General features: G+C 63.1%; 25 protein-coding genes, 1 pseudogene and 1 riboswitch. Of the genes and pseudogenes, 11 read left to right on the top strand and 15 right to left on the bottom strand.

All coding sequences use genetic code 11. The features are described from left to right. Position 1 precedes the first annotated feature (1 nt). From FHW75_RS04655 to FHW75_RS04645, 3 genes are all read right to left on the bottom strand, one after another. Complete coding sequence (locus tag FHW75_RS04655) at positions 2-301, bottom strand: hypothetical protein (protein ID WP_019099263.1); 300 nt, start codon at positions 299-301, stop codon at positions 2-4. Positions 302-385: 84 nt separating this feature from the next. Further along, a complete protein-coding gene (locus tag FHW75_RS04650; RefSeq protein WP_019099262.1) occupies positions 386-1,738 on the bottom strand; it encodes a GntP family permease in 1,353 nt (450 codons plus the stop codon). Positions 1,739-1,848: 110 nt separating this feature from the next. Next, entirely contained in the window at positions 1,849-2,388 is a 540-nt protein-coding gene (locus FHW75_RS04645; protein WP_019099261.1) for a gluconokinase, read from the bottom strand. 207 nt (positions 2,389-2,595) lie between these two features. Here FHW75_RS04645 and FHW75_RS04640 point away from each other — a divergent pair, with 207 nt between their 5' ends. The 3 genes and pseudogenes from FHW75_RS04640 to FHW75_RS27085 all read left to right on the top strand — a co-directional run bounded on the left by FHW75_RS04640 (position 2,596) and on the right by FHW75_RS27085 (position 5,070). Then, positions 2,596-3,615, top strand: a complete 1,020-nt coding sequence (locus FHW75_RS04640) for a LacI family DNA-binding transcriptional regulator (protein ID WP_183673235.1) — start codon at positions 2,596-2,598, stop codon at positions 3,613-3,615. A 99-nt stretch (positions 3,616-3,714) separates the two neighbouring features. Continuing rightward, positions 3,715-4,536: pseudogene (locus tag FHW75_RS27090) on the top strand (PAS domain-containing protein); the annotation flags it as partial. A 39-nt stretch (positions 4,537-4,575) separates the two neighbouring features. Then, a complete protein-coding gene (locus tag FHW75_RS27085) occupies positions 4,576-5,070 on the top strand; it encodes a methyl-accepting chemotaxis protein (RefSeq protein ID WP_371105382.1) in 495 nt (164 codons plus the stop codon). Here FHW75_RS27085 and FHW75_RS04630 read toward each other — a convergent pair. From FHW75_RS04630 to FHW75_RS04595, 8 genes are all read right to left on the bottom strand, one after another. Then, complete coding sequence (locus tag FHW75_RS04630; protein ID WP_019099259.1) at positions 5,045-8,320, bottom strand: transporter substrate-binding domain-containing protein; 3,276 nt, start codon at positions 8,318-8,320, stop codon at positions 5,045-5,047. The two genes, FHW75_RS27085 and FHW75_RS04630, sit on opposite strands and share 26 nt — an antisense overlap. Before the next feature lie 13 nt (positions 8,321-8,333). Then, the gene (locus FHW75_RS04625; RefSeq protein ID WP_019099258.1) at positions 8,334-8,948 is read right to left on the bottom strand and encodes a response regulator transcription factor; all 615 of its coding nucleotides are present in this window, start codon (positions 8,946-8,948) and stop codon (positions 8,334-8,336) included. Between the two features lie 221 nt (positions 8,949-9,169). Further along, on the bottom strand, positions 9,170-9,412 hold the full coding sequence (locus FHW75_RS04620) for a DUF1272 domain-containing protein (RefSeq protein ID WP_019099257.1): 243 nt from the start codon (positions 9,410-9,412) through the stop codon (positions 9,170-9,172). A 66-nt stretch (positions 9,413-9,478) separates the two neighbouring features. Next, positions 9,479-10,231 (bottom strand): precorrin-4 C(11)-methyltransferase, encoded by a 753-nt coding sequence (gene cobM, locus FHW75_RS04615; protein ID WP_019099256.1) that lies wholly within the window; start codon positions 10,229-10,231, stop codon positions 9,479-9,481. Positions 10,232-10,263: 32 nt separating this feature from the next. Further along, the gene (locus FHW75_RS04610) at positions 10,264-10,650 is read right to left on the bottom strand and encodes a cobalamin biosynthesis protein (RefSeq protein ID WP_183673232.1); all 387 of its coding nucleotides are present in this window, start codon (positions 10,648-10,650) and stop codon (positions 10,264-10,266) included. Beyond that, positions 10,650-11,336: a CbtA family protein gene (locus tag FHW75_RS04605; protein ID WP_019099254.1), complete on the bottom strand. Its 687-nt coding sequence runs from the start codon at positions 11,334-11,336 to the stop codon at positions 10,650-10,652. Before FHW75_RS04605 ends, FHW75_RS04610 begins: the two co-directional genes overlap by 1 nt. A gap of 9 nt (positions 11,337-11,345) precedes the next feature. After that, positions 11,346-11,534, bottom strand: coding sequence for a CbtB domain-containing protein (locus FHW75_RS04600; RefSeq protein ID WP_016714029.1), 189 nt, complete (start codon positions 11,532-11,534; stop codon positions 11,346-11,348). A gap of 92 nt (positions 11,535-11,626) precedes the next feature. Continuing rightward, positions 11,627-11,851, bottom strand: a riboswitch (cobalamin riboswitch). A gap of 53 nt (positions 11,852-11,904) precedes the next feature. After that, positions 11,905-12,951 carry a LacI family DNA-binding transcriptional regulator gene (locus FHW75_RS04595; protein ID WP_025752926.1) on the bottom strand — a complete coding sequence of 349 codons (1,047 nt, stop codon included), beginning with the start codon at positions 12,949-12,951 and terminating at the stop codon, positions 11,905-11,907. Positions 12,952-13,211: 260 nt separating this feature from the next. Between FHW75_RS04595 and FHW75_RS04590 the strand changes: the two genes are divergently transcribed. Genes FHW75_RS04590 through FHW75_RS04575 form a run of 4 tightly spaced genes read left to right on the top strand, consistent with a single transcriptional unit; the run spans position 13,212 to position 18,767 of the window. Then, a complete protein-coding gene (locus FHW75_RS04590; RefSeq protein WP_183673230.1) occupies positions 13,212-15,428 on the top strand; it encodes a TonB-dependent receptor in 2,217 nt (738 codons plus the stop codon). 31 nt (positions 15,429-15,459) lie between these two features. Next, entirely contained in the window at positions 15,460-16,794 is a 1,335-nt protein-coding gene (locus FHW75_RS04585) for an LLM class flavin-dependent oxidoreductase (protein ID WP_183673228.1), read from the top strand. Continuing rightward, the gene (gene mgrA, locus FHW75_RS04580) at positions 16,791-17,834 is read left to right on the top strand and encodes an L-glyceraldehyde 3-phosphate reductase (protein WP_183673227.1); all 1,044 of its coding nucleotides are present in this window, start codon (positions 16,791-16,793) and stop codon (positions 17,832-17,834) included. The genes FHW75_RS04585 and mgrA overlap by 4 nt, the downstream gene beginning before the upstream one ends. 3 nt (positions 17,835-17,837) lie before the next feature. Further along, a complete protein-coding gene (locus tag FHW75_RS04575; RefSeq protein WP_027609793.1) occupies positions 17,838-18,767 on the top strand; it encodes an aliphatic sulfonate ABC transporter substrate-binding protein in 930 nt (309 codons plus the stop codon). Positions 18,768-18,812: 45 nt separating this feature from the next. On the opposite strand, the gene FHW75_RS04570 is transcribed toward FHW75_RS04575, so the two are convergent. Continuing rightward, on the bottom strand, positions 18,813-19,292 hold the full coding sequence (locus FHW75_RS04570) for a GNAT family N-acetyltransferase (protein WP_025752923.1): 480 nt from the start codon (positions 19,290-19,292) through the stop codon (positions 18,813-18,815). A gap of 124 nt (positions 19,293-19,416) precedes the next feature. On the opposite strand from FHW75_RS04570, the gene FHW75_RS04565 reads away from it, so the two are divergent. The 4 genes from FHW75_RS04565 (at position 19,417) to FHW75_RS04550 (ending at position 22,417) form a co-directional block, all read left to right on the top strand. Beyond that, entirely contained in the window at positions 19,417-20,046 is a 630-nt protein-coding gene (locus tag FHW75_RS04565) for a LysE family translocator (protein ID WP_183673225.1), read from the top strand. 21 nt (positions 20,047-20,067) lie between these two features. Further along, positions 20,068-20,940: an alpha/beta fold hydrolase gene (locus FHW75_RS04560; protein WP_019099247.1), complete on the top strand. Its 873-nt coding sequence runs from the start codon at positions 20,068-20,070 to the stop codon at positions 20,938-20,940. 96 nt (positions 20,941-21,036) lie between these two features. Continuing rightward, positions 21,037-21,924, top strand: a complete 888-nt coding sequence (locus FHW75_RS04555; RefSeq protein ID WP_183673223.1) for a pirin family protein — start codon at positions 21,037-21,039, stop codon at positions 21,922-21,924. Positions 21,925-22,156: 232 nt separating this feature from the next. After that, entirely contained in the window at positions 22,157-22,417 is a 261-nt protein-coding gene (locus FHW75_RS04550) for a DUF1652 domain-containing protein (protein WP_016714039.1), read from the top strand. 58 nt (positions 22,418-22,475) lie between these two features. On the opposite strand, the gene FHW75_RS04545 is transcribed toward FHW75_RS04550, so the two are convergent. From FHW75_RS04545 to FHW75_RS04535, 3 genes are all read right to left on the bottom strand, one after another. Beyond that, positions 22,476-22,763 (bottom strand): hypothetical protein, encoded by a 288-nt coding sequence (locus tag FHW75_RS04545; protein WP_019099245.1) that lies wholly within the window; start codon positions 22,761-22,763, stop codon positions 22,476-22,478. A 146-nt stretch (positions 22,764-22,909) separates the two neighbouring features. Beyond that, positions 22,910-23,557, bottom strand: a complete 648-nt coding sequence (gene alkB / locus FHW75_RS04540) for a DNA oxidative demethylase AlkB (RefSeq protein WP_183673221.1) — start codon at positions 23,555-23,557, stop codon at positions 22,910-22,912. 109 nt (positions 23,558-23,666) lie between these two features. Continuing rightward, positions 23,667-25,112 (bottom strand): curlin, encoded by a 1,446-nt coding sequence (locus FHW75_RS04535; RefSeq protein WP_019099243.1) that lies wholly within the window; start codon positions 25,110-25,112, stop codon positions 23,667-23,669.

Raw genomic sequence — 25,112 nt, 5'->3', positions numbered from 1 at the left:
TCTAGTGCTGACTATCGTCAGCTGCGCCACTTTGCCGGCGAATGCCCTCCTGGCCACTGCCATCCATTCCCGGCAGGTCACGGTTGTCATTCTGCTCTGCCGGCGGGCTGTCCGGGTCGTTACCCTTGATGCGCGGGTCGGTATCCCGCGGCATGGGCTTCTCGATCGGGTTGAGGGTGCTGTCCACGCCTGGCCTTGGCGCAGTACTGTGCGGGTCGTCAGGGTAGGTCGGGCCGGTGCCGGCGGCCAAGGCCAGCGGCGAACCAAGCAGGGTGATCAGCAGAATGCTTGTGCGGGTCATGGCAGACTCCATTGCGTTGGGTAGGGCTCATACTTTTCTTCGGCCCTACCCGACGCATCCAGGTGCCATTGCCCCGATCAACGGTTACACCATCAGCGACAACAACATGATGAAGATGATGCCGACTACCGAGAGAATGGTCTCCATCATGCTCCAGGTCTTGAAGGTTTCCGCAACGGTCATGTTGAAGTATTGCTTCACCAGCCAGAAGCCGGCGTCGTTCACATGCGACAGGATCAGCGAGCCGGCACCGGTGGCCAGTACCAACAGCTCACGGTTCACACCCGGCACCAGATCGATCACCGGAGCAACGATGCCCGCACCGGTAATGGTGGCGACCGTGGCGGAGCCGGTAGCGATGCGGATCACTGCCGCCACCAGCCAGGCCAGCATGATGGGTGAAATTTCCGCCTGCACGGCCATCTGCCCGATCACGTTGCCCACGCCAGTGTCCACCAGCATCTGCTTGAAGCCACCGCCAGCACCGACGATCAGCACGATGGCTGCAGTGGGGGCCAGGCTCTGGTCGAGCATCTTCATGATCTGCTGGCGGTTGAAGCCGCGAGCCGAACCAAAGGTGTAGAAAGCCAGCAGCAGGGCGGCGAGCAGGGCGGTGATCGGGTGGCCGATCAGGTCCATCCACTGGCGCACGATGTGCTCGGCCGGCAGCACCACGTCGGCGAAGGTTTTCAGCAGCATCAACGCGACTGGCAGCAGCACGGTGATGAGGGTGATGCTGAAACTTGGCAGGTTGCCCTGGTCGGACTCCTTGGCGATCTGGTCCATCAGTTCCTGCGACGGGTTGCCCGGGATGTAGCGGGAAATGAAGTTACCGAACAGCGGGCCAGCGATGATCGCGGTGGGCAGTGCGACGATCAGGCCATAGAAGATGGTCTTGCCGATGTCGGCGTGGAAAATGCCGATCGCCAGCAGCGGGCCCGGGTGAGGCGGGACCAGGCCGTGCACCACGGAAAGGCCGGCCAGCAGCGGAATGCCGATCTTCACCAGCGACACCCCGGAGCGGCGGGCGACGATGAACACCAGTGGAATCAGCAACACGAAGCCGATTTCGAAGAACAGCGGTATGCCCACCAGGAACGCGGCGAACATCATGGCCCAGTGCACGTTCTTCTTGCCGAAGGCGCGGATGAGGGTTTGCGCGATCTGGTCGGCGCCCCCGGAGTCGGCCATCAGCTTGCCGAGCATGGTGCCCAGGGCAAGGACGATGCCGACAAAGCCCAGCACGCCGCCAAAACCGTCCTGGAACGATTTCATGACTTTGGCCACCGGCATGCCGGAGGTCAGGCCCAGGAAGCCGGCCGCGAGGGTAAGGGCGACGAAGGGGTGCACTTTGAAGTGGGTGATCAGCAGGATCAGCCCGACGATGGTAACCAGCGCGTCGAGCAGCAGGAAGGTATCAGTAGCCAGTCCGAACATGGTTTGAAGGCCTCGGTCTTATCGTTGTTTTGGGCGTAGCTTTTTGGAACTTTTCCCGCGTTTGCGGGATGGGGTAGCGCTGTCTTTGGTGAGCCGGAAAACCGCCAGGGTCAGGCGGTTTGCGCCAGCCCCAGCTCACCGCAGGCCTTTAGCCAGCGGTCCACCGCTTCGGCCAGTGCTTCGACGGGTTGGGTCGCATCCAGTGGCAGGGTCAGTGGCTCGCCGCGTGGCGATTCCAGGGCAGCGAACTGGCTGTCGATCAGGCTGGCCGGCATGAAGTGACCGGGGCGGGCACGCACGCGTTTTTCCGCTTCGGCAGGTGACAGTTCAAGGAACACGAACACCAGCCCGGGCATGGCATCGCGCAGGGTGTCGCGGTAGCGGCGCTTGAGTGCCGAGCAGGTCAGGATCGGGCGCTCCCCAGCCTGGGTGGTGGCCTGCAACTCCTGACCGAGGCGTACCAGCCAGCCGGCGCGGTCGCCATCGTCCAGCGGGATGCCAGCGCTCATCTTGCGGATGTTTTCGGCAGGGTGGAAAGCGTCGCCTTCGATCAGGCGGCCGCCGCTTCTGGCAGCGATGGCGGCGCCGATGCAGCTTTTGCCGCAACCGGCCACGCCCATCACCACGATGGCGGACAGGGGAGAATTCATCAGTACCTCCTGCGGGGTGAGATAGCGCTGTCTCGTCAATGACGAACAACGACCTCCCCGGTGTTATTGGTCTTGTCCTTACGCAGTATGGACGCCTGGTGGCGAGCGCGTGATGGCTGCTACCAAAGATTACATTGCCTGCGTCCTGAGACAGCGCTACCTTAGTGGCCGTTCCCTCTCCTTGCAAGTAGTAAAATTACAACATCCATGTCCCGCACCGGCTCCCGTACTACAGGTCGTCCCACCCTGGCAGAAGTTGCCAGGCTTTCCGGGGTTTCCCCGATTACCGCTTCGCGCGCCTTGCGCGGAGTCAGCACGGTTGCGCCGGAGCTGGTGGAAAAGGTTTTCGCCGCAGCGGCAAACCTTGGCTATGTCGCCAACCCGGCGGCCCGGGCGCTGGCCTCGGCGCGTAGCCAGTCGGTGGTGGTGTTGATCCCGTCACTGTCCAACCAGCTGTTCATCGATACCCTGGAGGCCATCCACGAGGTCATGCGCCCGCGTGGGCTCGAGGTGTTGATCGGCAACTATCACTATGACCTTGCTGAAGAAGAGAACCTGATCCGCAACTACCTGGCCTATCAGCCCTGCGGCATGCTGCTGACCGGCTTCGAGCGCAGCGATGCGGCCCGCCAGATGCTGGCTGCCAGTGGTGTGCCTTGTGTGCACATGATGGAGCTCAATGGCGAGCCTGGGGCATTGTCGGTCGGGTTTTCGCAGCAGCAGGCCGGGCGTGCCGCTGCCCGGCACCTGATCGAGCGCGGGCGCAAGCGCCTGGCATTCATTGCCGCGCAGCTCGACCCACGGGTGATGCAGCGAGCCGAAGGTTTCCGCCAGGCGCTGGCCGAGGCCGGTTTGCAGGCGACCGAGCTGGAGGTACTGGCGCCGGAGCCGTCATCGATTGCACTGGGCAGTGCACTGTTCAGCCAACTGATGCAGCAGGCGCCGGATGTCGACGGCATTTTCTTCTGTAACGACGACCTTGCCCAAGGCGCGGTGCTGCAGGCCTTGCGCCAGGGGGTGGAGGTACCACGCCAGGTGGCGATGGTCGGGTTCAACGATTTGCCGGCCTCGGCGCACATGGTGCCCAGGCTGACATCGATTCGCACGCCCCGGGCTGCCGTGGGGCGTGGGGCGGCGCAGGCGCTGCTGGCGCTGCTCGATGGCAAGCGTGTGCCCAACCCACAGCAGGACTTGGGCTTTGAGTTGATGGTGCGGGAAAGCTCCTGAGTTTCACGCCTGGGCAGCAAGCGTGTCAGACGCTTGGTAATGAAAATGCACTAATTACAAAGTGATAGCACTGTGCTTGCATGCTAATGATGGCGATCTATGCTCATGAAACCGCGCATAAAGGAGCCCGGCGTCATGTTCGATTTCCACCGCAAGTCCGATTTGGTCGAGATCCAGCGCAGCCAACAGGCTTTGGCCACCGCGCAGGCCAAACTCGCCGCTATCAGCCGCTCCATGGCGATGATCGAGTTCGCTCCCGATGGCACCATTCTCGATGCCAACGAGCGTTTCTGCCAAGCCATGGGTTACAGCGTTGACGAGTTGCGTGGCAAGCACCACCGGTTGTTCTGCGATCCAGGCTACGCAAAAAGTGCCGAATACCAACAGCTGTGGCGTGAACTGGGGCAGGGCAAGGCTATCAGCGGTACCTTCGAGCGCCTCGACAAGGCCGGTCGCGAGGTATGGCTGGAGGCCAGCTACATGCCGGTGCTGGACGAGCAGCGTCAGGTCACCAGCGTGATCAAGGTGGCCGCCGACATCAGCCAGCGGGTGGTGCAGGAGCATGAAAGCGAAAACCTGCTCAAGGCCATCAGCCGCTCCATGGCGGTGATCGAATTCACCCCCCAGGGCAGGGTGATCAAAGCCAACCAGAATTTCCTCGACACCATGGGCTATCGCCTCGACGAGGTGGTTGGCCGGCATCATGGCCTGTTCTGCCTTGCGCATGAACGCGAGTCGGTCGAGTACCGCGAGTTCTGGGCGTCGCTTAACCGTGGCGAATACCATTCGCACCGTTTCGAGCGTATCGACAAGCAGGGCCGGATGGTCTATCTGGAAGCCTCCTACAACCCCATTTTCGACAGCAAGGGGCGCTTGAACAAGGTCGTGAAGTTCGCCAGTGACATTACCCGCCAGGTCTGCACCCAGCAGAATGCCGCCGATGCCGCCCATGCCAGTTCCATGCAGACCGACGCCTGCGCGCGCAAGGGGACAGAAGTGGTGCAGCAGACGGTGCAGGTAATCGAACAGATTTCCCAGGAGCTTAACGACGCTGCACGCAGCATCGATGCGGTCAGCAAGCAATCGGATGTAATCGGGCAGATCGTGCTGACCATTCGTGGCATCGCCGACCAGACCAACCTGCTGGCCCTGAATGCCGCGATCGAAGCCGCCCGTGCCGGCGAGCACGGGCGAGGCTTTGCGGTGGTGGCCGATGAGGTGCGTAACCTGGCGGCGCGCACCAGCAAGGCCACCCTGGAGATTGTCGATGTGGTGCGGCAAAACCACGACCTGTCCCTACTGGCGGTAGCCAGCATGCAGTCGAGCCTGAACCGCACCGGTCACGGCGTGGCGCTGGCCAACGAGGCCGGTACGGTGATCATGGAAATCCAGCAAGGCTCACGGCACGTGGTGGATGCCATCAGCCAGATCAGCTCGACGTTGCAATTGCATTGAGCGCATCGCGCATTTCGTCAAGCAGGGCTTGCAGGCTGGTTTGCAGCAGCGCGCGCTGCTCGACCGTCGGCAGCCCCTGTGCGTGGGCGAGCTCGATGGCTTCGCAGTCCTTGACCACGATGCGGACCCTGATCATCTTGGCGCCACCCTTGATGCGATGGGTCAGGGCCCGCACGGCTTCGTCGGCGGCGTCTGGTGCCAGGGCCCGTAAGGCGGCCAGGTCTTCGGCGACGCTTACCGACAGCTGTTCGAGCAAATGCCGCGTCAGCTGTTCGTCGTCCTGGGTCAGGTGGCGCAGTTCAGCCAGGTCGAACCCGCTATGGCGTGTTGTCGGTGTTTCTTGTTGCTGAGGGCGGACTAGGGGTAGATGGGCCTTTAGCGAACGCAGGCCAATGGGTTTGAACAGGCATTCGTCCATGCCGCTGGCCAGGCAGCGGGCGCGTTCCTCAGCCTGGGCATTGGCGGTCACGCCGAGAATCCTGCAAGCTGGCAGGCCGCGTTCACTCTCCAGGGTGCGAATGCGCCGGGTGAGTTCGTGGCCGTCCATGACCGGCATGCTGCAGTCGGTAATCACCAGGTCGAAGCGCGCGGCCTGCCAGCGCGCCAAGGCGATTTCGCCATTTTCCGCCAAGGTCACGCGGTGCCCCAGGGTATGCAGTTGCCGCTCCAGCAACAGCAGGTTGGCGGGGTAGTCGTCGACCACCAGAATGTTGAGCGGGCCGCTAGTGCTTTCATGTGCTGGCGGTGCCTGCTCGGCTTTTACCGGTGCCGCACAGGTGGGCAGTTGCAGGCAGACTTGCACCCGGGTGCCGACGCCTTCCACGCTCTGCAGGCTCAAGGCGCCGCCCATCAATTCGGCGAGGGTACGGCTGATGACCAACCCCAGGCCTGCACCTTGGCGGGCCCTTGGGCCATCGGCCTGGACAAATGCATTGAACAGGCGGGCCTGGTCGGCAGGGCTGATGCCAATACCGGTGTCGCGCACATTCAGCTCGATTGCCAGAATGCCCTGACCGGCAACCTTGGGCAGCAGCAGGCTCGCCTGCACTTCACCACGGTCGGTGAACTTGATGGCATTACTGACCAGGTTGGACAGAATTTGCTTGCATCGCACGGGGTCAGCCAGCACCCAGACTGGCTCTGCCGGCAGTTCGCTGTGCAGGTGCAGGCCTTTGGCCCGTGCATTGCCCTCGAATACCCGCAGTGTGGCGCGCACCAGCTCTACAAGGTCGGTGGGCACTGGCTGCAGGCTGAGGTGGCCGGATTCGATGCGGGAAATGTCGAGAATGTCGCCAATCAGCTCGAGCAGGCCAATTGCCGAGTCGTAAGCGGTCTGCAAGGTCTGGGTGTCGCAGCGGCCGCCACGGCTGTCCTCCAGTGCCAGTTCCAGCAGGCCGATCACGGCATTCATCGGGGTACGGATTTCGTGGCTCATGGTGGCCAGGAACGTGCTTTTGGTCTGGCTGGCCTGTTCGGCGTCGTCCTTGGCCTGGCGCAATTGCTCAAGCAGCCCGCGGCTCAGCGCCAACTGTGCCTGCAGCGCGTGCTGGGCCTCTGTACGCTGGTTGATCAGCTTGCGCAGGTAGCTGTTCCAGAATATGACCCCAGCCAGCAGCAGGGCCGACAGCACCAGCACCTGCAAGGCCAAGGTGCGGTAGTCGCGCCAGGGGCTGTCGCTGACCAAGGTGCTGGTACGCCAGCGGTTGATCAGTTGATCGAGCTCTTCGGGCGGAATGCTCAGCAGCGCCTTGTCGAGAATGGCCTGTAGCTGGGGCTGGTCGGCGGCGACGGCGAAGGCGGCAACGGCCGGTTCGTCGTCGAGCACGCTGGCGATGCGCAAGCGATCCTTGAACACATGACTGATGTAGTAGGCAGCATTGATATGGCTGCTAAGGGCAACGTCGGCGGTACCGTTGGCCACGGCCTCCATCTGGCCGAGCGGGTTGTCCACTTCGACTATCTTGGCCTGCGGGTAGCGCTGATGCAGTATGGCCCGTTGCGGTGAACCACGCACCAGGGCGATGCGCTTGCCGTTCATGGCCTTGGCTTGTGCGGGAGATTCGACGTCGCTGCGGGTGACGAGCACGCGTGGGCTGACCAGATAGGGGCGGGTGAATCGCAACTGCTTCAAACGGTCAGCACCATAGCCCAGCGCCCCGATCATTTGCGCCTCGCCTCGGGCCAGGCGGTCCACCATGGCCTGTGCTGAAGCACTGTCGACGGGTGTGAACTGCAGCCCCGTGCGCAGCGAGATCTGCTTGAGCAGGTCGAGGGTTATGCCACTGGGGCGATGCTGAGCGTCGTTGAAGGTCAAGGGGGCCAGCGAGGTATTGACCAGCACACGGATGGAGGGGTTGGCGGCGATCCAGGCCTCCTCTTCTGCGCTCAAGGCAGAGAGATGGCGCTGCAGCAGCAGGCTGGTGTTACCGCTGCTCCAGCGGCGCAGGATGTTCAGGCGTTCGCTTTCACTGATGCGCGCCAGCGCCTTGTCGACCAGACGGTGCATGCGTGGGTTGTCATCGGCCAGGGCAAAGGCAAAAGCCCCGGGGGCCACCTGGCAGAAGTGATCGATTTTGAGCGTGCCCTGGTAACTCCTGCCAATCAGAAAGTCGGTGCTGATGGCATCGCCCAGGTACGCATCCGCCTCGCCCAGTTCGACGGCCGCCAGCCCGGCTTGCGTCGAGCGGTACAGGCTCAGTTGCGCTTTGGGGTACAGCGTTCGAACGGCAGCGGCGGGTAGATAATGATCGACCATGGCCAGGCGCAGGCCGGCGAGGTCAGGTGTGCCCTTCAGGCTGTGCCCCTTGCGGGTGACGATGACCGGGAGGTCGTCAGCATAGGGGGTGCTGAGGCTAAGTTGAGCGTCAGCCGCCTCGAAGGCATTGGAGCTGCCCAGCAGGTCGATGCTGCCCTCACGCAAGGCGGTGATCGCTTCGTGGCGGCTGTCGTAGCGCCGTACCTCGACGGGAATGCCCAACTGCTCGGCGATAATCCCGGCGTAATCGGCGCTAAGGCCTTCGTATTCGTGCTGACTGACGTTGATTTCGAACGGTGGATAGTCGGGCCGAGAGCTGCCCAGCACCAGGTGCTGGCGTCGCTGCAGCCACTGCCGGTCTTCGCTGGACAACGACAGGGGGGCGGCGGCACTGGCCGATCGGGCCAGCAACTGACGGGGTTCGCTGCTGGCCAACAGATCGGCCGAAGCGAATAAGCCGGTAGCCAGAAAGATGCTCGCCAGCAGGCGCTTCATGGTGTGCAAACGCTCAATAAACGCTGTTGCGTTTGGCCAGGTCGACCATTTCTACCAGTGATTCAGTCTTGAGTTTTTCCATGATGCGGCCCCGGTAGGTGCTGATGGTCTTGGCGCTGAGGTTCATGCAAGTGCCGATATTCTTGTTGTTCTCGCCGCGCGCCAGGCGCCGCAATACTTCCATCTCCCGGTTGGAGAGGCTGGCCAGGCGCACGGGCTCGCTTTCCAGCGAATTGCTGTTGACCGACATCTGCGGAAAGGTCGAATAACCTTTGATCAGGGCCTTGAGGGCAAACAGCAGCGCTTCGTGGTCTTCTTCCTTGGTGACGAAAGCGCCGATACCGGCATCCAGGCAGCGTCGCACGTACAGGTCGGTGGCCTGGCCGGTCAATACCATGATCTTCGGCTCCGGCTCCAGGCACTGCAGGCGCTTGATGACTTCCATGCCGTCCAGCCCAGGCAGGCCGATATCGAGAATGACGACGTCCGGGCGCAGTTCGCGGGCCACCTGCGCCACTTCACTGCCATTGCCGACTTCGCCGACGACATGGAAGCGCTCGCGTTCAAGCAATATGCGCAAGGAAACCCGAACGATAGGGTGGTCGTCGACGATCAGCACGGTTGTCATGGGGAAAACTCCTGTCGGGATGTGGTCCGCTTCCTGGATCACTCAGGAATACGTCTGCAAGTGGGTTAATCGGAAGCGCTGCAAGATACGACCAATCCCGAAGTTTGGTAATGCCGAGTATAGAAGTGTTGAAATCACCCGCACTTGTTGTTGAAAAATCCTACAAAAAGCAGGATAGACATCACCCTATCAAAGCGGTGATGCCGGTTTTCTCCGGTCGGTCAGACGCAGGCCGCATGCGGTTTGTTTACGCGCTGGGCTGAGGCGGGGTTGTTGGCCAACGCCTGGCCGACCCGCGTCGGGCGGGCCACCAGCTGGCCCGAGCAGTTCGGGCAACGGCCCAGCAAGCGGGTTTCGGCGCAGGTGCGGCAGAAGGTGCATTCGAAGGAGCAGATCAGCGCATCGGGGCTGTCGCCCGGCAGGTCGGTATCGCAGCACTCGCAGTTAGGGCGTAATTCCAGCATGGGCGTAACTCCTGTTCGCAGGCGGGAACCCGGAGTCTGCTACGCCTGTGGCAAGCCTGGCAATGCTCAGTCGGCAGAGCGATACAGATGGGCGTGCCCGGCACGGTACAAGGCCGACTCAGCGAATGGCGTATCCCCTAGCACATGGCCAACCAGGATCAGTGCCGTACGCCGGAAATCTTTGGCCGCCACGCGTTCGACGATATCGCCGAGGCTGCCACGCACCCAGTCCTGGTCAGGCCAGGTGGCCCGGTGCACCACCGCTACCGGGCAGTGCGCGCCGTAGTGCGGCAGCAACTCTTCGACAATGCGCGAGAGGTGCTTGACCCCCAGGTGAATCGCCAGGGTGCTGCCATGGCGCGCCAGGTCTCCCAGTTGCTCGCCGGGCGGCATGGGCGAGCTGTCGCCATAGCGGGTGAGGATCACCGTTTGCGCCACCTGTGGCAGGGTCAGTTCGCAGCCGAGCAGTGCGGCGCTGGCTGCCGTGGCGGTGACCCCGGGGATGATCTGGTAATCGATGCCAAGCGCCTGCAAGTGGCGGATTTGCTCGCCGATGGCACCGTACAGACTGGGGTCGCCACTGTGTACACGGGCCACATCCTGACCCTCTTCGTGGGCGGTGCGCATGGCGTTGACAATCTGTTCCAGATGCAGTTCGGCGCTGTTGATCACGGTCTCGGCCTGATGGCCTTCGAGCACGGCGGCGGGTACCAATGAGCCGGCATAGATAATCACCGGGCACTGGCGAATCAGCCGTTGGCCCTTGACCGTGATCAGTTCCGGGTCGCCGGGACCGGCGCCAATGAAGTAGACCGTCATGGAAAGTCCTTGCAGGAAAGAGGGGGAAGCGCTCAGCCGGCCAGGGCGAGGGTCGCCGGGCCAAGCACCTGGCGGGCCAGCAGCAACCTGGCCTCGCCAAGGTGCTGGCTGGCCAGGGCCAGTGCCGCGCTCTCGGCCACACCCCAGCAGCCACTGTGGGCATGGGCGGCGGCGGAGCGATGGCTGAGCAGGGGTTCGTAAGGTTGCAGTTGCACGCTATGGTACAGCACCAAGGGCAAACCGAGGCGTTCGGCCAGTTGTAGCAAGCCGGGTTCGTCGGCCTTCAGACTAATGCTGGCGATACCGCGCAGGTCGGCCAATGCCAGGCCCTGGTTGTCCAGGGCCTGGTCCAGCAAGCGTTGCAGGGTATCCGCCGGGCAACCCCGGCGGCAGCCGAAGCCGGCGTAGAAGTGCGGCATCAGGCCCGGCTGGAACGGCGGAACAGCCAGGCGCTGAGCAAGCCCAAAGCCAACCAGAAGGCGGCGTTGGTCAGCCAGGAGGCCACTTTGAACTGGGTTTCCAGTGCTTCGGGGGCCAGGCTTTCATGCACTTCGGGTTGTGGCGCGCCAATCACATGGGGGATTACCAGCAGCACGGCGCCCAGCGCTTTCAGCAGCCAGTGGCGAGCGAACACCAGCAAGGCCAGGCCCAGCGCGGTGGCGCTGGCTGTGCCGATCCACCAGGTCTGACGTTGCCCCAGGTCGGCGGCAGCCGTACCGGGCAGTTCGGGTGGCAGGCCCAAGGTCGGGGCAAGACAGAACACGGCGAAGCCGGCCAGCCCCCACCCTGCACCCGTGCTGGCGCGGGTCGGTTCACGCAGGCTGTACAGGGCGGCGAGGATCAGGGCGAAGCCGACCGCGACCACCAGGTTGCCGCCCGTAGTGGACAGCACACGCTGCCAGCCGTCTTCCGGCGACCAGGCTTCGGCGCTGTGCTCATGGGCGGGCACCTCGCTGCCATGCTCGTGGTGGGCGGCAGGGGCCGAGGACTCGTAGGTTTCCGCCTCAAGAATCAGCGGGGCGACCCACAAGCTTTGCAGCAAGGTCAGAAACAGGGCCGCAAGCAGCCCGCTGAAGCCCGCGGTACGGGCAATGCGCGTGATCATCAGGCGTACTCAGTGGCAGGGGAAGGCGGCGCTGTGGCGGGTGTCGTGGGCGGCGTTGTGCACGGCCTCGATGTGCGAGAAACCGGCAAAGTACACCAGGCACAGGCCCAGCAGGCTGGCGCCGACGGCGATGACGATGCGCTGGCTGAGGGTGACAGGCGTGGCAAGGCTGTGTTGCTTGGCGCTGGTGACGGGCATGACGCGTTCCTCTGCTTTTTGTGGGCAATGGGCAAGCGCGGCAGCCCCGAGCGTAGTCGCCCAGGGGAATGCAACAGCGCCCGCCCACCGCGGGGTGTTCATGAACGCCAGGCCGGTCTCCGGGCTTGCGAGGAGGAGCAGGGCTCCTGGAAAGCGTCACCTTCCCATGCCGCATTACAAGGGCACAGTGGTACAGACGCTTCGCTCGCTTACCGTTGCGGGGGCAGCACCGGAATTGTCCGGCCCTGTTGGAGGGCCTGCGACGCACCGGTTTCCCGTTTCACCCCCAAGGGGGCACCTGAACGTGAGGCATAAGGAGAGCATGGGGCGGGCTTGGCGTCAATGCCACCCTCAGTGGCCGTACCCTGAATCACGCGCTCTCGCGGGCAATCAACTCGCACGCCAACAGGTTCAGCCGCTGTACCTCACCGTCACACGCCAGCGCACCCAGGTGCTGCAGCACCCGCAGCGCCGCCACTTCGCCAATCTCCCGGGAGGGCGGGCGCAGGGTGGTGAGGCTGGGCAGCAGCATGTTGGCAAAGGGGTAGTCGCCGAAGCCGACAATGGCCATGTCTTCAGGCAGGCGCAAGCCGGCCCGCTGGCCGGCCAAGAGGGCGCCGGCCGCCAGGTTGTCATTGGCGAAGATGATCGCCTCAGGCCGTGGATTACGGCGGATCAACGCTTCCATCGCCTGCTTGCCCGCCTCGAACGGCGCGCAGTCTGCCGAGGGCACGAACACCCAAGGCTCCAGCCCGGCTTCACCCAGTGCCTCGACATAGCCGTCGCGCCGCTCCAGCGCACTTAGGTCGCCGGCTGCACTGTTTTGCACGAACGCGATGCGCCGATGGCCCTTGTCCAGCAGGTATCGGCAGGCCTGTACACCCACTTGGTGATGAAGGAAGCCCACCTGCAGGGGCGCCCGCTCCGGGCGGTAATCCCAGATTTCCACCACAGGCACATCTGCGTCGGCCAGCATCTTTTCCGTGGCCGGGCTGTGGAAATGGCTGGTCACCACCAACGCCGCCGGTGACCAGCCAAGAAACGCCCGCACCGCGCTTTCTTCCTGCGCTTCGCTGAAGTAGCTGGACGCCAACAGCAACTGGTAACCATGCCGGCTGAGGGTATCGCTGAAGGCCTGGATGGTCTGGGCGAAGATCGGCCCGGAAATGTTCGGGATCACCATGCCCACGATGCGTCCGCGCGCCGAGGCCAACCCCCCGGCGACCAGATTAGGAACATAGCCCAGCGCTTGTACAGCAGCCTCGATACGTTCACGCAGCGGCGGTGAAACCTGGTCTGGCTGGTTGAAGTAGCGCGACACGCTGATGGCTGAAACCTCAGCAGCCCGCGCCACCTCGGCGAGGGTGACACGGCCTGCGCCGCGTCGCTTGCGGGGGGGATCCTTGGCCTGGCTCACCGGGCTGCCTCCTGTGGAAATGGCCCGATGGTAGCGCTAACGGATCAGCGATTGGCAAATAGCTTTATTGCATATAAATCTGACTTTTAAGTATTTGACGTGCTAAACGATGGCCACAGATACTTGCTCATGTTAGCGCTAACAAGCGCTGCTGTTGGCAAGCGCCTGCCACTCGCACGAGCGAGACCAGACAACCACAGCAACTTCGTGTCGGCCCCGTCAATGGGGGCCTGGTCTGGTTTCCCGAGGCAGTGAGCACCATGCAGAAAAACCGTACACCTTTTCCCGCTACGCAACGCCGGCCGTTGGCCGCAGCCATCCTGCTGGCCGTTTTCGGGCAGGGCGCCCAAGCAGCCGAGCCTGCTGAAACGGGGGCTGCGCAGGCCACTGCACTGGGTGCGGTTACCGTGACAGCCACACGCCGCGAAGCCACATTGCAGGAAGTGCCGGTGGCAGTGTCGGTGATTGATGGCGAGCAGTTGGAGCGAGACAACCGCAACAACGTGGCCAGCATCGTCCAGCAGGTGCCTACCCTCAATTACCGCGCCGGGGCCTCGAACAAGGACACCTCGTTGTTCATTCGTGGCGTGGGCACCATTTCCACCTCGCCGGGCGTAGAACCTACCGTGGCCACGGTGGTCGATGGCGTGGTATTCGGCCGCCCGGGCCAGTCGACCTTAGACCTGCTCGACCTGGAACGTATCGAGGTACTGCGCGGGCCGCAGGGCACACTGTTTGGCAAAAATGCCTCGGCCGGCGTGCTGAATGTGGTCAGCAAGGCCATCCCTGAACAGACCCAAGGTTATGTAGATTATTCGCACTTTGGTGGAGGCGACGAAAACCGCCTGCGTTTCGGTATTGGCGGGCGCCTGAGCGAGCAGTTCAAAGGGTCGTTAAGCACCCTGTGGGGCGACTATGACGGCAATGTCGAGAACGTTGCCAATGGTCACGACGTCAATGGCTACGAGCGCAAAGGCGCCCGCGGCAAGCTGGAGTTCGAGCCCAACGAAGACCTGCGCCTGACCCTGATCGCCGACTACATGAAAGGCGAAGACACCTTGCCCAGCGGTGTGATCACCAGCGCCAGCGCCGCCTTCGCCAACCAGTTGCGTCCGGTGACGCCAAGCGCCCACAACCGCGACATCAACAGCGACTTCAAGACCCACGTCGAGGACGAGAACCAGGGGCTGTCGGCGCAACTGGACTGGCAGTTGGGCGACTACACCCTGACGTCGATCAGCGCCTGGCGCGGCTGGGACAACACCCAGTACCAGGACGGAGACCGCCGCGCCTTGCTGCCACTGACCGCGTCCCACGACAAAGGCACGGTGGACTATGACCAGTACAGCCAGGAGTTTCGTCTGACCTCGCCCAAAGGGCAGTTCAACGAATATGTGCTGGGAGCCTTCTACATGCATGGCACGTCCAGAGAGACCTACCAGCGCCTGTCGGTCAACGGCGGTGTTGTCAACAGTGGCCGTGCCGACTATTCCACCACCAACGACAGTGTCGCGCTGTTCGGCGAGAACACGTTCAATTTCACTGACGACTTGCGTGCCATTTTCGGCCTGCGCTGGACCCACGACGACCTCGAATACGACCACCGCCGCGTCTCCACCTCGGCCACTTCTGTAACCGGCATTCAGCCCTCTACCGCCAGCTCGGGGTCGGTGGATGAGGACGGCTGGAGTGGGAGGACCGGCTTGCAATACGACTTCAGCGACAACCTGACCGGTTACGTCACCTATTCGCGCGGCTACAAAGGCCCGGCTTACAACGTGTTCTTCAACATGCAGCCGCGCGACACCGAAGCGCTCAAACCCGAGACCTCCGATGCCTATGAAATCGGTTTGAAAAGCACGGCGCTGGACAATCGCCTGACCGCCAACCTGGCCGTATTCCACACCGACTACGACAACTATCAGGCCAACTTCTACGACACCGTGGCCAACCAGGTGGTGACCCGTCTGGTCAACGCGGGCAAGGTCAAGACCCAGGGTGTGGAGCTGGATGCCAGCTTCCAGGCCACCTCGCGCCTGAAGCTGTCGACCGCGGTGGCTTACACCAAGGCTCGCGTCGATCACTTCAACTGCCCGGCCGGTGCGGCGGCCAGCTGCAACATCGATGGCGGCCGCTTGCCGTTCACGCCGGACTGGAAGACCTACCTGCGCGCCGATTACGTGATCCCGCTGGACAACGGCCTGGATGTGGAACTGAGCAGCGATTACAGCTGGCAGGACGCGGTGCAGTTCAGCCTCGATCAGAACCCGGACACCGTGCAGGGCGCCTACGGCATCTGGAACGCCAGCATCGCCCTGGCCGACTACAACGACGGCTGGCGCGTGGCGCTGCTGGGCAAGAACCTGGGCGACAAGTCGTATGCGCAGATGCTGGCCAGTGGCGGTGACTACATCTACCGCTCGGTACCACGCGATGACGGGCGCTATTTCGGCGTGCAGCTGCGCAAGGATTTCTGAATCTGTGGCTTTTCGGACCAAGGAGAACACTATGCCCCGCCAAATGAACCTGGGTGCCTTTCTCATGGCCACCGGTCACCATGTGGCCGCCTGGCGCCACCCGGACGTACCCGCCGACCCGCTGGATTTCGCCACCTACAAGCGCACCGCACACATCGCCGAAGCCGCGTGCTTCGATGCCTTGTTCGTCGCCGACAGCGTGGCTGCGCCCGGTGACGCACTCGCCAGCCACAGCGCCCGCTCGGTGTACTTCGAGCCACTGACGCTGCTGTCGGCACTCAGTGCTGTTACCGATCGCATCGGCCTGATCGCCACTGCCACCACCAGCTACAACGAGCCGTACCATGTGGCACGCAAGTTCGCCTCCCTGGACCACCTGTCCGCAGGCCGTGCCGGTTGGAACATGGTCACCTCCGACGCCGCCGCCGAGGCCGGCAACTTCGGCCGCCAGGCGCATATTCCACATGCCGAACGCTATGCCCGTGCCCGGGAATTCCAGCAAGTGGTGCAAGGCCTGTGGGACAGCTGGGCCGATGACGCGTTCGTGCGTGACAAGGCCAGTGGCCTGTTCCACGACCCGCAAGCCGTGCGGGCCATCGACCATGTCGGCGAACACTTTCGTGTCAAAGGCCCGCTCAATGTCGCCCGCTCGCCACAGGGGCGACCGGTGCTGGTGCAGGCCGGTTCGTCCGAAACCGGCCGCGAACTGGCGGCCCAAAGCGCCGAAGTGGTGTTCACCGCCCAGCCCAGCCTGGCACGCGCACAGGCCTTTTACGCCGACCTCAAGGGCCGCCTGGCCCGCCATGGGCGGGATGAGCAATCGCTGAAGATCATGCCCGGCGTGTTCGTGGTAGTGGGGCAAAGCCAGGCGCAGGCCGAGGACAAGTACGAACAGCTCCAGACGCTGGTCGACCCGCGTGTCGGGGTTGGCCTGCTTGGGCGCATGCTCGGCAACTTCGACCTTTCCGGCTACCCGCTGGATGGCCCGTTGCCCGAGTTGCCGCCGACCGAAGACGGCCAGCGCAGCCGCCAGCAGTTGCTCACCGAACTGGCCGGCAACGAGCAGCTGACCCTGGCCCAACTGGGGCGGCGCATTGCCGGTGGGCGAGGGCACTACAGCTTGGTCGGTACCCCCGTGCAGATTGCCGATGAGCTGCAAGCCTGGTTCGAAGGCAGCGCCGCCGATGGCTTCAACGTGCTCGTGCCGCACCTGCCACTGGGCCTGGAAGACTTCGCCCGCCATGTAGTGCCCGAGTTGCAGCAGCGTGGACTGTTCCGCCGCCAGTATCAGGGCCACACCCTGCGCGAACACCTGGGCTTGCAGCGCCCAGCCAACCCTTACTTTGCCGAACGAGGCCAACCATGAGCTACACCGCCAACCCCGAGCGCTATGCGCGCATGCCTTACCGACGTGTAGGCCGCAGCGGCCTGGTGCTGCCGGCCCTGTCCCTGGGCTTGTGGCACAACTTTGGCGATGCCACGCCCATCACCACGCAGCGTGCCTTGTTGCACACTGCCTTCGATGCCGGCATCAACCATTTCGACCTGGCCAACAACTATGGCCCGCCCTATGGCAGCGCCGAGACCAACTTCGGCCGGCTGCTGCGTGAAGACCTGCGCAGCTACCGCGACGAGCTGATCATTTCCAGCAAGGCTGGCTGGGACATGTGGCCGGGGCCATACGGGCAGGGCGGCAGCTCGCGCAAATACCTGATTTCCAGCCTGGACCAGAGCCTGGCAAGGCTGGGGCTGGATTACGTCGACATCTTCTATTCGCACCGCTTCGATGCCGACACGCCGCTGGAAGAAACGGCCATCGCACTGGCCGACATCGTGCGCCGGGGCAAGGCGCTGTACATCGGCATCTCGTCCTATTCCGCCGGCAAAACCGCAGAAATTGCGGCATTGCTCGATGAGCTGAAGGTGCCGCTGCTGATCCACCAACCGTCGTACAACCTGTTCAACCGCTGGATCGAGCGCGACCTGCTCGATACCACGGATGCCTTGGGTGCCGGGGTGATCGTATTCACAGCGCTGGCGCAGGGCTTGCTCAGCGACAAATACCTGAATGGCATCCCGGCCGACGCCCGGGTGAACCGCGCGGGCGGGGGTTCTTTGCTACCCCAGCACTTGTCGGAAGCCAACATCGCCCGTGCACGCGCCCTGAACGACATCGCCCGTCAGCGTGGCCAGAGCCTGGCCCAACTGGCCTTGGCCTGGACACTGCGTGACCCACGGGTGACCTCTGCCTTGATCGGTGCCAGCCGGCCCGAGCAGATCATCGAGAACGTTGCAGCGCTCGACAACCTGGTGTTCAGCGCCGAAGAGTTGGCTGCCATCGACCAGTACGCCGTGGAAGGCGGGATCAACCTGTGGGAAAAACCCTCGACCGACTGGAAGGAGTGACCGATGCGCGTGCTACGCCTTGCCATGCTGTTGTGGGTGGCCTTGGCCGGTGCGGCCCAGGCTGCAGACCCGGCTACCTTGCGCATTGGCTACCAGAAGGGCTCGATCAGCCTGGTGCTGGCCAAGCAGCATCGTCTGCTGGAGCAGCGATTTGCCAATACCCGCGTTGAGTGGATCGAGTTCCCGGCCGGCCCTCAGATGCTGGAGGCGTTGAACATCGGCAGCCTCGATATCGGCTCGACCGGTGATATCCCGCCGATCTTCGCCCAGGCTGCCGGTGCCGACCTGTTGTACATCGGTGCCGAGCCGGCCAAGCCCCAGGCCGAGGTGATTCTGGTGCCGAAGGACAGCCCGATCAGCGCAGTGGGCGAGCTCAAGGGTAAGCGCATTGCCCTGCAGAAGGGGTCCAGCGCGCACAACCTGCTGCTGCGTGCCTTGGCCAAGGCGGGGCTTGGAATTCGCGATGTTCAGCCGGTGTACCTGGCACCCGCCGATGCCCGGGCGGCGTTCGAGCGGGGCAGTGTGGATGCCTGGGCGATCTGGGACCCGTTCTACTCGGCCATCGACCTGGAGGGTAAGGCGCGGCTGTTGGCCGACGGCCAAGGGTTGGGGCTGATCGGGCCGTTCATGCTGGGCTCACGGACCTATGTCCAAGCCCATGGTGCCTTTGTCGGCCAGTTGCTCGATGAAATCAGCCGGGCCGAGGCGCTGACCCGCAGCGATGAGGCTGGGAGCATCCGCTTGCTGGCGCAGTTCATGGGCTTGCCGGAGGCGGTGGTGCAGCGCAGTTTCAGCCACCGGCCGGCATCACCGGTGCTGCCGGTGAGTGATGAAATCGTGTCGGCGCAGCAGCGCACGGCGGCGTTGTTTTTTGACAACAAGATCCTGCCAAAACGGGTCGACATTGCCGGAGCGGTGTGGCGGCGGGAATGAGATAGCTGCGAGACACTGGGGGCTGCAAAGCAGCCCCCAGTCCGTTCACCCTTGGGCAAACGCCGTCAGCTTCTCGCCATCCAGCCGGTAGCGCACCCACTCATCCTGCGCCTCGGCACCGAGCTTCTCGTAGAAGCCGATCGCCGGCTCGTTCCAGTCCAGCACGCTCCATTCCAGGCGGCCACACTTGTTTGCCACCGCTTCGCGGGCAATATGTCGTAGCAGTTGCCGCCCGGCACCGTCGCCTCGCTGTTCGGGGGTAACGTACAGGTCTTCCAGGTAAATGCCGTTGCGCCCGAGCCAGGTCGAGTAGCTGTAGAAGTACACGGCAAAGCCGACTGCCCGGCCATCGCGCTCGCACATCAGGCTGTGTACCGTGGTGCCCTCGCCAAACAGGCTGTGCTCGATGTCGGCAAGGGTGGCGACTACCTCGTGGCGGGCGCGTTCGTAATCGGCCAGCTCGGTGATAAACGCGAGGATCTGCCCGGCATCGGAACGAACGGCAGGGCGAATGGTGAGGCTCATGGTGACGGCTTCCTTGATCCAGGTTTGCGGTACAGTGATGTGTATTCACAAAATTTAATGCAACTGTACAGGTCGCAGGGAAGGGCGACTCCGCTAGTGTGACAGCACCTATAACGAAAGTGGAATGCCCGCCATGCTTGCCTCTGCCGATCTGCTGACCGCCTTCGTGCTGTTTGCCTTCGTGTCTTCCATCACCCCTGGCCCCAACAACACCATGCTGCTGGCCTCGGGGGTGAATTTTGGTGTGCGCCGCTCAATACCTCACGCCCTGGGCATAAGCGTCGGCTTCATGGTGATGGTGCTGGCCGTAGGCCTGGGCCTGGGTGAAGTGTTCAAGGCCTGGCCGCCGCTTTACACCGTGCTGCGCTACACCGGCGCCGTCTACCTGCTTTACCTCGCCTGGAAGATCGCCACCTCCGGGCCGGTCGGCACGGCCTCGTCCAGCACCCGAAAACCGCTGGGTTTCTGGGGGGCAGCGGTGTTCCAGTGGGTCAACCCCAAGGCTTGGGTAATGGCAGTGGGGGCGATCACCACCTACACACCCGCGCAAGGTTATGTGACGAACGTGATTGTGATCGCGGCCTTGTTCGCATTGGTCAACCTGCCCAGCGTCGGCGTGTGGGTGATGTTTGGCAGCGCCTTGCGCAATCTGTTGCAGAACCCCCGCTGGCTGATGCTGTTCAATGTCCTGATGGCCTTGTTGCTGGTGATTTCACTGTACCCGCTGCTATTTGTAGAATCAGCGTTTTCCTAGCCCCGCGAGTACAGCAAACCGATGCAGTTGATTCCCTGGTCCCACGAATGCGCCGAAGGTTTCACCCTGCGTGGCTGGCGAACCCCGGCCAGTGGCAAGCCGCTGCTGCATTTCTTGCACGGCAACGGTTTCTGTTGCCTGGCCTACCAGCCATTGCTGATGGGCCTGGGCGAGCATTTTGACCTGTGGCTTTGCGACGTTCAGGGGCATGGTGACAGCGATCACGGCGGTGTGTTTCGGGGGTGGAACCGTACAGCCGAGCTGGCAGTGGAAGCTTTTCAGGCCGGGCGTGGCGAGTATGGCGATGTTCCCCGGTTTGCCGTGGGCCACAGTTTTGGTGGCGTGCTCACCGGGCTGATCCTGGCCAGTGAGCCACACCTGTTTGCCCGTGCGGTGCTGCTTGACCCGGTACTGTTCAGCCGGCGCATGATCGGTGTGATGGGGGCGGCTGCTCTGGTTGGCCTGCACCAACGCCATGCCCTGGCGCGCAAGGCTGCCGGCCGCCGCAGCCACTGGCCCGATCGCGAGGCAGCTCTGGCATCGCTGAAAGGGCGGGGCATTTTCAAGGGCTGGGCCGATGCGGCGCTGCAGGCCTATGTCGAACATGCCATCGGTGATTGCGGTGATGCGGTGGTACTCAAGTGCCGGCCCAGCCGGGAAGTGGAAATTTTCAGTTCATTCCCCAAGCGCATGTGGGCAAACCTGGCCGCAATCACGACGCCGACGCGGGTGTTGTATGGCGAGCATACTTACCCCTTCGTGCCGCACTCAGTGAACCGTCTGGCGGGGCTCAACCGCACCGTGACTGCACAGCAAGTTGCGGGTGGTCATTGTTTCATGCAGGAAGACCCGGCTGCGGCGGTCCAGCAGGTGCTCGCCTTCTTGCAGGGCTAACTGTTCCATGTATGGAACGATGCATGCCAATTCCGCTGGCTACCGCCAGATTGCCATCATTGATAAGGTTAACTCAGCCAAGAGAGGAGCCTTCTCATGAAACAGATCCTGGGTATCCACCGCAGCCCGCACGCTCATTGGGTGGGTGACGGCTTCCCGGTGCGCAGCCTGTTCACCTACGACAACCTGGCCAGCCGAATCAGTCCATTCCTGCTGCTGGACTACGCCGGGCCCCATGACTTCACCCCCACCAACGCACGGCGTGGCGTTGGCCAGCACCCGCACCGCGGCTTCGAGACGGTCACCATCGTCTACCAAGGGGAGCTGGAGCACCGTGACTCCACGGGCGCTGGCGGCCTGATCGGCCCTGGCGACGTGCAGTGGATGACCGCAGCCAACGGCATCATTCATGAAGAGTTCCATTCCCCGGCCTTTGCCCGCAGTGGCGGTACGCTGGAGATGGTGCAGCTGTGGGTCAACCTGCCGGCGCGAGACAAGCGTGCAGCGGCCGGGTATCAGACGTTGCTGGCGCAGGACATCCCTGAAGTCACGCTGGACGGCGAGGGCGGTAGCTTGCGGGTAATTGCCGGTAGCTACCGTGGGCATACCGGCCCTGCGCGGACGTTTACCCGCTTGGATGTATGGGACCTGCGGCTGAACGCCGGTGTGGCCCTGCAACTGCCGCTGGCCGCCGGGCGCAACGCGGCGCTGGTGGTGTTGCGCGGTAGCGTGCAGGTCAACGGTGAACGCGATGCCGGGCCATCGAGCCTGATGCTGCTGGACCGAGGTGGCGAGGATGTAACTGTCGAAGCGCTGGAAGGTGCCAGTGTGCTGTTGCTCAGTGGCGAGCCTATCGATGAGCCGATCGTCGGTTATGGCCCGTTCGTGATGAACAGCCAGGCGGAAATTGCCGAGTCGTTCGACGACTTCCATGCCGGGCGGTTTGGGCAGATGCAGGACGAACGTGGTGGTGCGGCCCACTGAGCGATAGCCCGCCCTCATGAACGCTGCCAATACCACCCGTCGCCAAGTGTGCGATTGCGACCGAACACACGGCCCCTGCTGGCAATCATCCACTAAGGTGCTAAAGGATTCCCAGCATCATCATTGCCCGGGCGCATGGAGGCCTGCCCGGGCATGCGCAATATCAATTGGCGCCTCGCCGCACAAGGGCGTAAATCCACACAACAGGCCATCCCACAGAGAGGGTCGTACCATGTCGTTGATTGGAGTTTCGATGCTAGAGATGCGGCAGTTGATCGAGCAGGCCTGCTTGCCTGATCGCTGTGAAGTCAGCTGCCTGGATGGCACCAACCTGACCATCCGCCTGGGTCAGGGTCAGAGTCTCGACGAGGGCGTGACCCTGAGTGGGGTCCCGCTGCAAAGCCTCAACAGCTGCCGTGACCTGGTCCACCTGGTGGGGCAGCTGCACGCGCTGCGTGACAGCCACCCGGTGCCACTCAAGGCCATTGCCTGAGTGAGCCGATGTATACCCGGCCGGCTTGAGCTGGCCGGGTGTACTTGCGTTATCCGGCTTACTGCAGTTCCAGCAACAGGTTCAAACCACCATCCCCGCACTTGCCTTGGTCACGTACGACACCGTGATAACTGCGCCCGTCCCAAATGAACGCCACGCTGTGGGCCCGGTCGACCTTGTCGGGCAGTGGCGGACAAATGTGCAAACGCAACGCTGGCCGGCCCTGCAGGTTGAGGGCGGCGAGTTGGCACTGGCACTCCACGCTTTGCGCCACCGGGCCAAACAGGGTGTCGCGCACGTAATCGAGTTGCAGCGAGGCATTGGGTGCACGACCGGGCATTTTCATGAGCGTGCGGCCGGTGAGTCGTGCGGGGGCATCGGGCAAGGCAAGTACGGCATGGCAGGCTCCTGAGTGTGAGAACGCGGCTTATCCTTTGAAGCTTGCCAAACCAAGATGTTCAACGTGTTTCATGCACGTTCATCGTGTTTGTGTCAGCCACCGGCCTTGCGCAAGGTGAGGTTGATCCGCCGCTCGCCCATGCGCGGATGGACGCCGGGCTTGATGGGCTGCACGCCGTGAAAGCGCAAGCGGTCTTCGCCGCCCCAGATCAACACATCGCCATGGCTCAGGGGTACGCGCTGGGTCTTGTCGGCGCGCTGCAGGCCCCCAAGCAGGAACACGGCCGGTAACCCCAGCGAAAACGACACGATCGGCTGGCTGAAGTCCTGCTCGTTACGGTCCTGGTGCAGGCTCAGGCGGGTGCCGGGCAGATAATGGTTGACCAGGCAGGCGTCGGGGACAAAACCCTCGAAACCCGCCATTGCCGCAGCGCGGGCGGCCAGGCTCAGTATCACCGGGGGCAAGGCGGGCCAGGGCTTGCCGCTGAGCGGGTCGGTGGCACTGTAGCGATAGCCGTGTTCATCACTCACCCAGCCCAGTGCGCCGCAACTGGTCAAGGCCACGGCCATGTGCAGGCCTCCCGGTGTGCGCATGTGCCGGAACGGCGCGGCGCGCAGTACCGGGCGCAAAGCGTCCAGCAGGGGTTCGATTTCGCCCAGCGCGAAGCCGGGCAGCAGCACGGTGTGGCTGGCCAGGCGTTGTGGCTGAGGGCCGAACAGGTCGAGGTCGGACTGGATCATGGCACTGCACATGTTCAAGGGTTACGGCATTGTATCCCGGCATGTGCAATCGAGAAAAAGGAACCGCGGCACCAGGGAGAGGAGCACCGCGGTTCAAGGGGGGAGTCGTTTACTTCTGGGTCACGGTGGCCAGGTTCGCGCTGCCCAGCTGGGTGATGGTGGCGGTTTGGGCGATACCGCTCTGGTCGACGTACGCCTTGTTGCCCTGGCCTCCCTGGGTCACGTAGGCGACGTTGATGCTGTCAGTCTGCTTGATGGTGGCTTCGTTGCCGCTACCGTACAGCTGGTTGGTGTAGCTCTGGTTGCTGTACCCGGACTGGTCCAGCGTGATGGTGTTGCCAGTACCCTGGCTGTTGCCGTAGGCGTAGTTGTCGGTACCGCGCTGGTCGGCGATCAGGATGTTGTCCGTACCGTTCTGCTCGAAATACAGCTCGTTGTTGCTGTCGGCCTGCTTGGTCTGCATCTGGTTGCCTTTACCTGTCTGGGTCAGCGTGGCCAGCTGGTCAGATCCGTTCTGGGTCAGGTTGACGCCGTTGCCGTTACCGTTCTGGTTGATGGTGGCGTTCTGATTGGTGCCGAACTGGCCGCCCATCTTGGCGCCTTTCCAGTTGCTGGCGGTGATACTGTTGCCATTGCCTTTGGTATTGATGGTCAGGTTGAGGTTTTCACCATTCTGATAGGTGAAATGCAGGTTGTTGTTGCCCGTCTGGGTGATGGTGGTGGTCGAGTTGTTGGTCTCGAACTGGTCCGACCAACTGGCGTTGGCGTTGCCTTGCTGCGACAGGCTGACCTTGTTGTTCATGCCAAAGCTCTGGTCGATATAGCCTTCGTTGGACTGGCCGGTCTGGACCACGGAAGCCTGGCTGCCAATCTGGGTGTCCTGCCACACTTCAACCGAGTTGCCGCCACCGTACTGGCCAATACCAATGGTGCCACCGGTGCCTTCGCGCTGGTCGCCGTAAGCCCAGTTGTCGTGGCCATCCTGGTAGACCTGGATGTCGCCGTCGACATGGTTCAGGTGCTCGGCGGCGGCATAGTTGTCCTGGCCGGTCTGGTTGACGGTACTGCGGTTGTTGCTGCCTCCGAAGGTCTGTTCGATGAAGGCCTCGTTGCGCTGGCCGGATTGCCAGGTGGTGGCTTTGCTGCCTTCCTGGCTGTCCTGCCACACGGTGGATTTGTTACCGACACCTTGTTGGGTTTGCAGCGATTCGTTGTTCAGCCCCACCGACTGGCTGGCGAAAGCATCGTTGTAGCTGCCTGCGGCTTGCTGTTTGATCTGGCTGCCATTTTCGAACAACTGCTCGGCATAGCCCGCGTTGTACTGGCCGGTGGCACTCTGCTGGATATCGCTGGTGCTTTCGGTTTGCACGGCCAGGTGATTGTGGCCCTTGCCGGTCTGGTTCTGGGTGGCCGAAGCGAAGGACGCCTGGGTCTGGCTGACTTCGGCGATGTTTTCCTTGCCGTCCTGGGTCTGGGACGAGGTGCTGTCAGCAGCCATGGCCTGACCAGCGAGGGCCAGGACGATAGCGGCACTTAACGGAGCGAGCTTGTACAT

The organism is Pseudomonas sp. OG7 (assembly GCF_014192825.1).
Lineage (GTDB): Bacteria > Pseudomonadota > Gammaproteobacteria > Pseudomonadales > Pseudomonadaceae > Aquipseudomonas > Aquipseudomonas monteilii.
This window is presented reverse-complemented; position numbering and strand designations above follow the sequence as displayed.

Excerpts from the sequence above, each read along its gene's own strand:
- FHW75_RS04565 (WP_183673225.1), top strand. The coding sequence starts at position 19,417 with ATGCCCGCCATGCTTGCCTCTGCCGATCTGCTGACCGCCTTCGTGCTG.
- FHW75_RS04560 (WP_019099247.1), top strand. The coding sequence starts at position 20,068 with ATGCAGTTGATTCCCTGGTCCCACGAATGCGCCGAAGGTTTCACCCTG.
- FHW75_RS04545 (WP_019099245.1), bottom strand. The coding sequence starts at position 22,763 with ATGAAAATGCCCGGTCGTGCACCCAATGCCTCGCTGCAACTCGATTAC.
- FHW75_RS04625 (WP_019099258.1), bottom strand. The coding sequence starts at position 8,948 with ATGACAACCGTGCTGATCGTCGACGACCACCCTATCGTTCGGGTTTCC.
- alkB (WP_183673221.1), bottom strand. The coding sequence starts at position 23,557 with ATGATCCAGTCCGACCTCGACCTGTTCGGCCCTCAGCCACAACGCCTG.
- FHW75_RS04605 (WP_019099254.1), bottom strand. The coding sequence starts at position 11,336 with ATGATCACGCGCATTGCCCGTACCGCGGGCTTCAGCGGGCTGCTTGCG.
- FHW75_RS04585 (WP_183673228.1), top strand. The coding sequence starts at position 15,460 with ATGCCCCGCCAAATGAACCTGGGTGCCTTTCTCATGGCCACCGGTCAC.
- FHW75_RS04555 (WP_183673223.1), top strand. The coding sequence starts at position 21,037 with ATGAAACAGATCCTGGGTATCCACCGCAGCCCGCACGCTCATTGGGTG.
- FHW75_RS04570 (WP_025752923.1), bottom strand. The coding sequence starts at position 19,292 with ATGAGCCTCACCATTCGCCCTGCCGTTCGTTCCGATGCCGGGCAGATC.
- FHW75_RS27085 (WP_371105382.1), top strand. The coding sequence starts at position 4,576 with ATGCAGACCGACGCCTGCGCGCGCAAGGGGACAGAAGTGGTGCAGCAG.
- mgrA (WP_183673227.1), top strand. The coding sequence starts at position 16,791 with ATGAGCTACACCGCCAACCCCGAGCGCTATGCGCGCATGCCTTACCGA.
- FHW75_RS04535 (WP_019099243.1), bottom strand. The coding sequence starts at position 25,112 with ATGTACAAGCTCGCTCCGTTAAGTGCCGCTATCGTCCTGGCCCTCGCT.
- FHW75_RS04550 (WP_016714039.1), top strand. The coding sequence starts at position 22,157 with ATGTCGTTGATTGGAGTTTCGATGCTAGAGATGCGGCAGTTGATCGAG.
- FHW75_RS04620 (WP_019099257.1), bottom strand. The coding sequence starts at position 9,412 with ATGCTGGAATTACGCCCTAACTGCGAGTGCTGCGATACCGACCTGCCG.
- FHW75_RS04590 (WP_183673230.1), top strand. The coding sequence starts at position 13,212 with ATGCAGAAAAACCGTACACCTTTTCCCGCTACGCAACGCCGGCCGTTG.
- FHW75_RS04645 (WP_019099261.1), bottom strand. The coding sequence starts at position 2,388 with ATGAATTCTCCCCTGTCCGCCATCGTGGTGATGGGCGTGGCCGGTTGC.
- FHW75_RS04575 (WP_027609793.1), top strand. The coding sequence starts at position 17,838 with ATGCGCGTGCTACGCCTTGCCATGCTGTTGTGGGTGGCCTTGGCCGGT.
- FHW75_RS04640 (WP_183673235.1), top strand. The coding sequence starts at position 2,596 with ATGTCCCGCACCGGCTCCCGTACTACAGGTCGTCCCACCCTGGCAGAA.
- FHW75_RS04600 (WP_016714029.1), bottom strand. The coding sequence starts at position 11,534 with ATGCCCGTCACCAGCGCCAAGCAACACAGCCTTGCCACGCCTGTCACC.
- FHW75_RS04630 (WP_019099259.1), bottom strand. The coding sequence starts at position 8,320 with ATGAAGCGCCTGCTGGCGAGCATCTTTCTGGCTACCGGCTTATTCGCT.
- FHW75_RS04650 (WP_019099262.1), bottom strand. The coding sequence starts at position 1,738 with ATGTTCGGACTGGCTACTGATACCTTCCTGCTGCTCGACGCGCTGGTT.
- FHW75_RS04610 (WP_183673232.1), bottom strand. The coding sequence starts at position 10,650 with ATGCCGCACTTCTACGCCGGCTTCGGCTGCCGCCGGGGTTGCCCGGCG.
- FHW75_RS04655 (WP_019099263.1), bottom strand. The coding sequence starts at position 301 with ATGACCCGCACAAGCATTCTGCTGATCACCCTGCTTGGTTCGCCGCTG.
- cobM (WP_019099256.1), bottom strand. The coding sequence starts at position 10,231 with ATGACGGTCTACTTCATTGGCGCCGGTCCCGGCGACCCGGAACTGATC.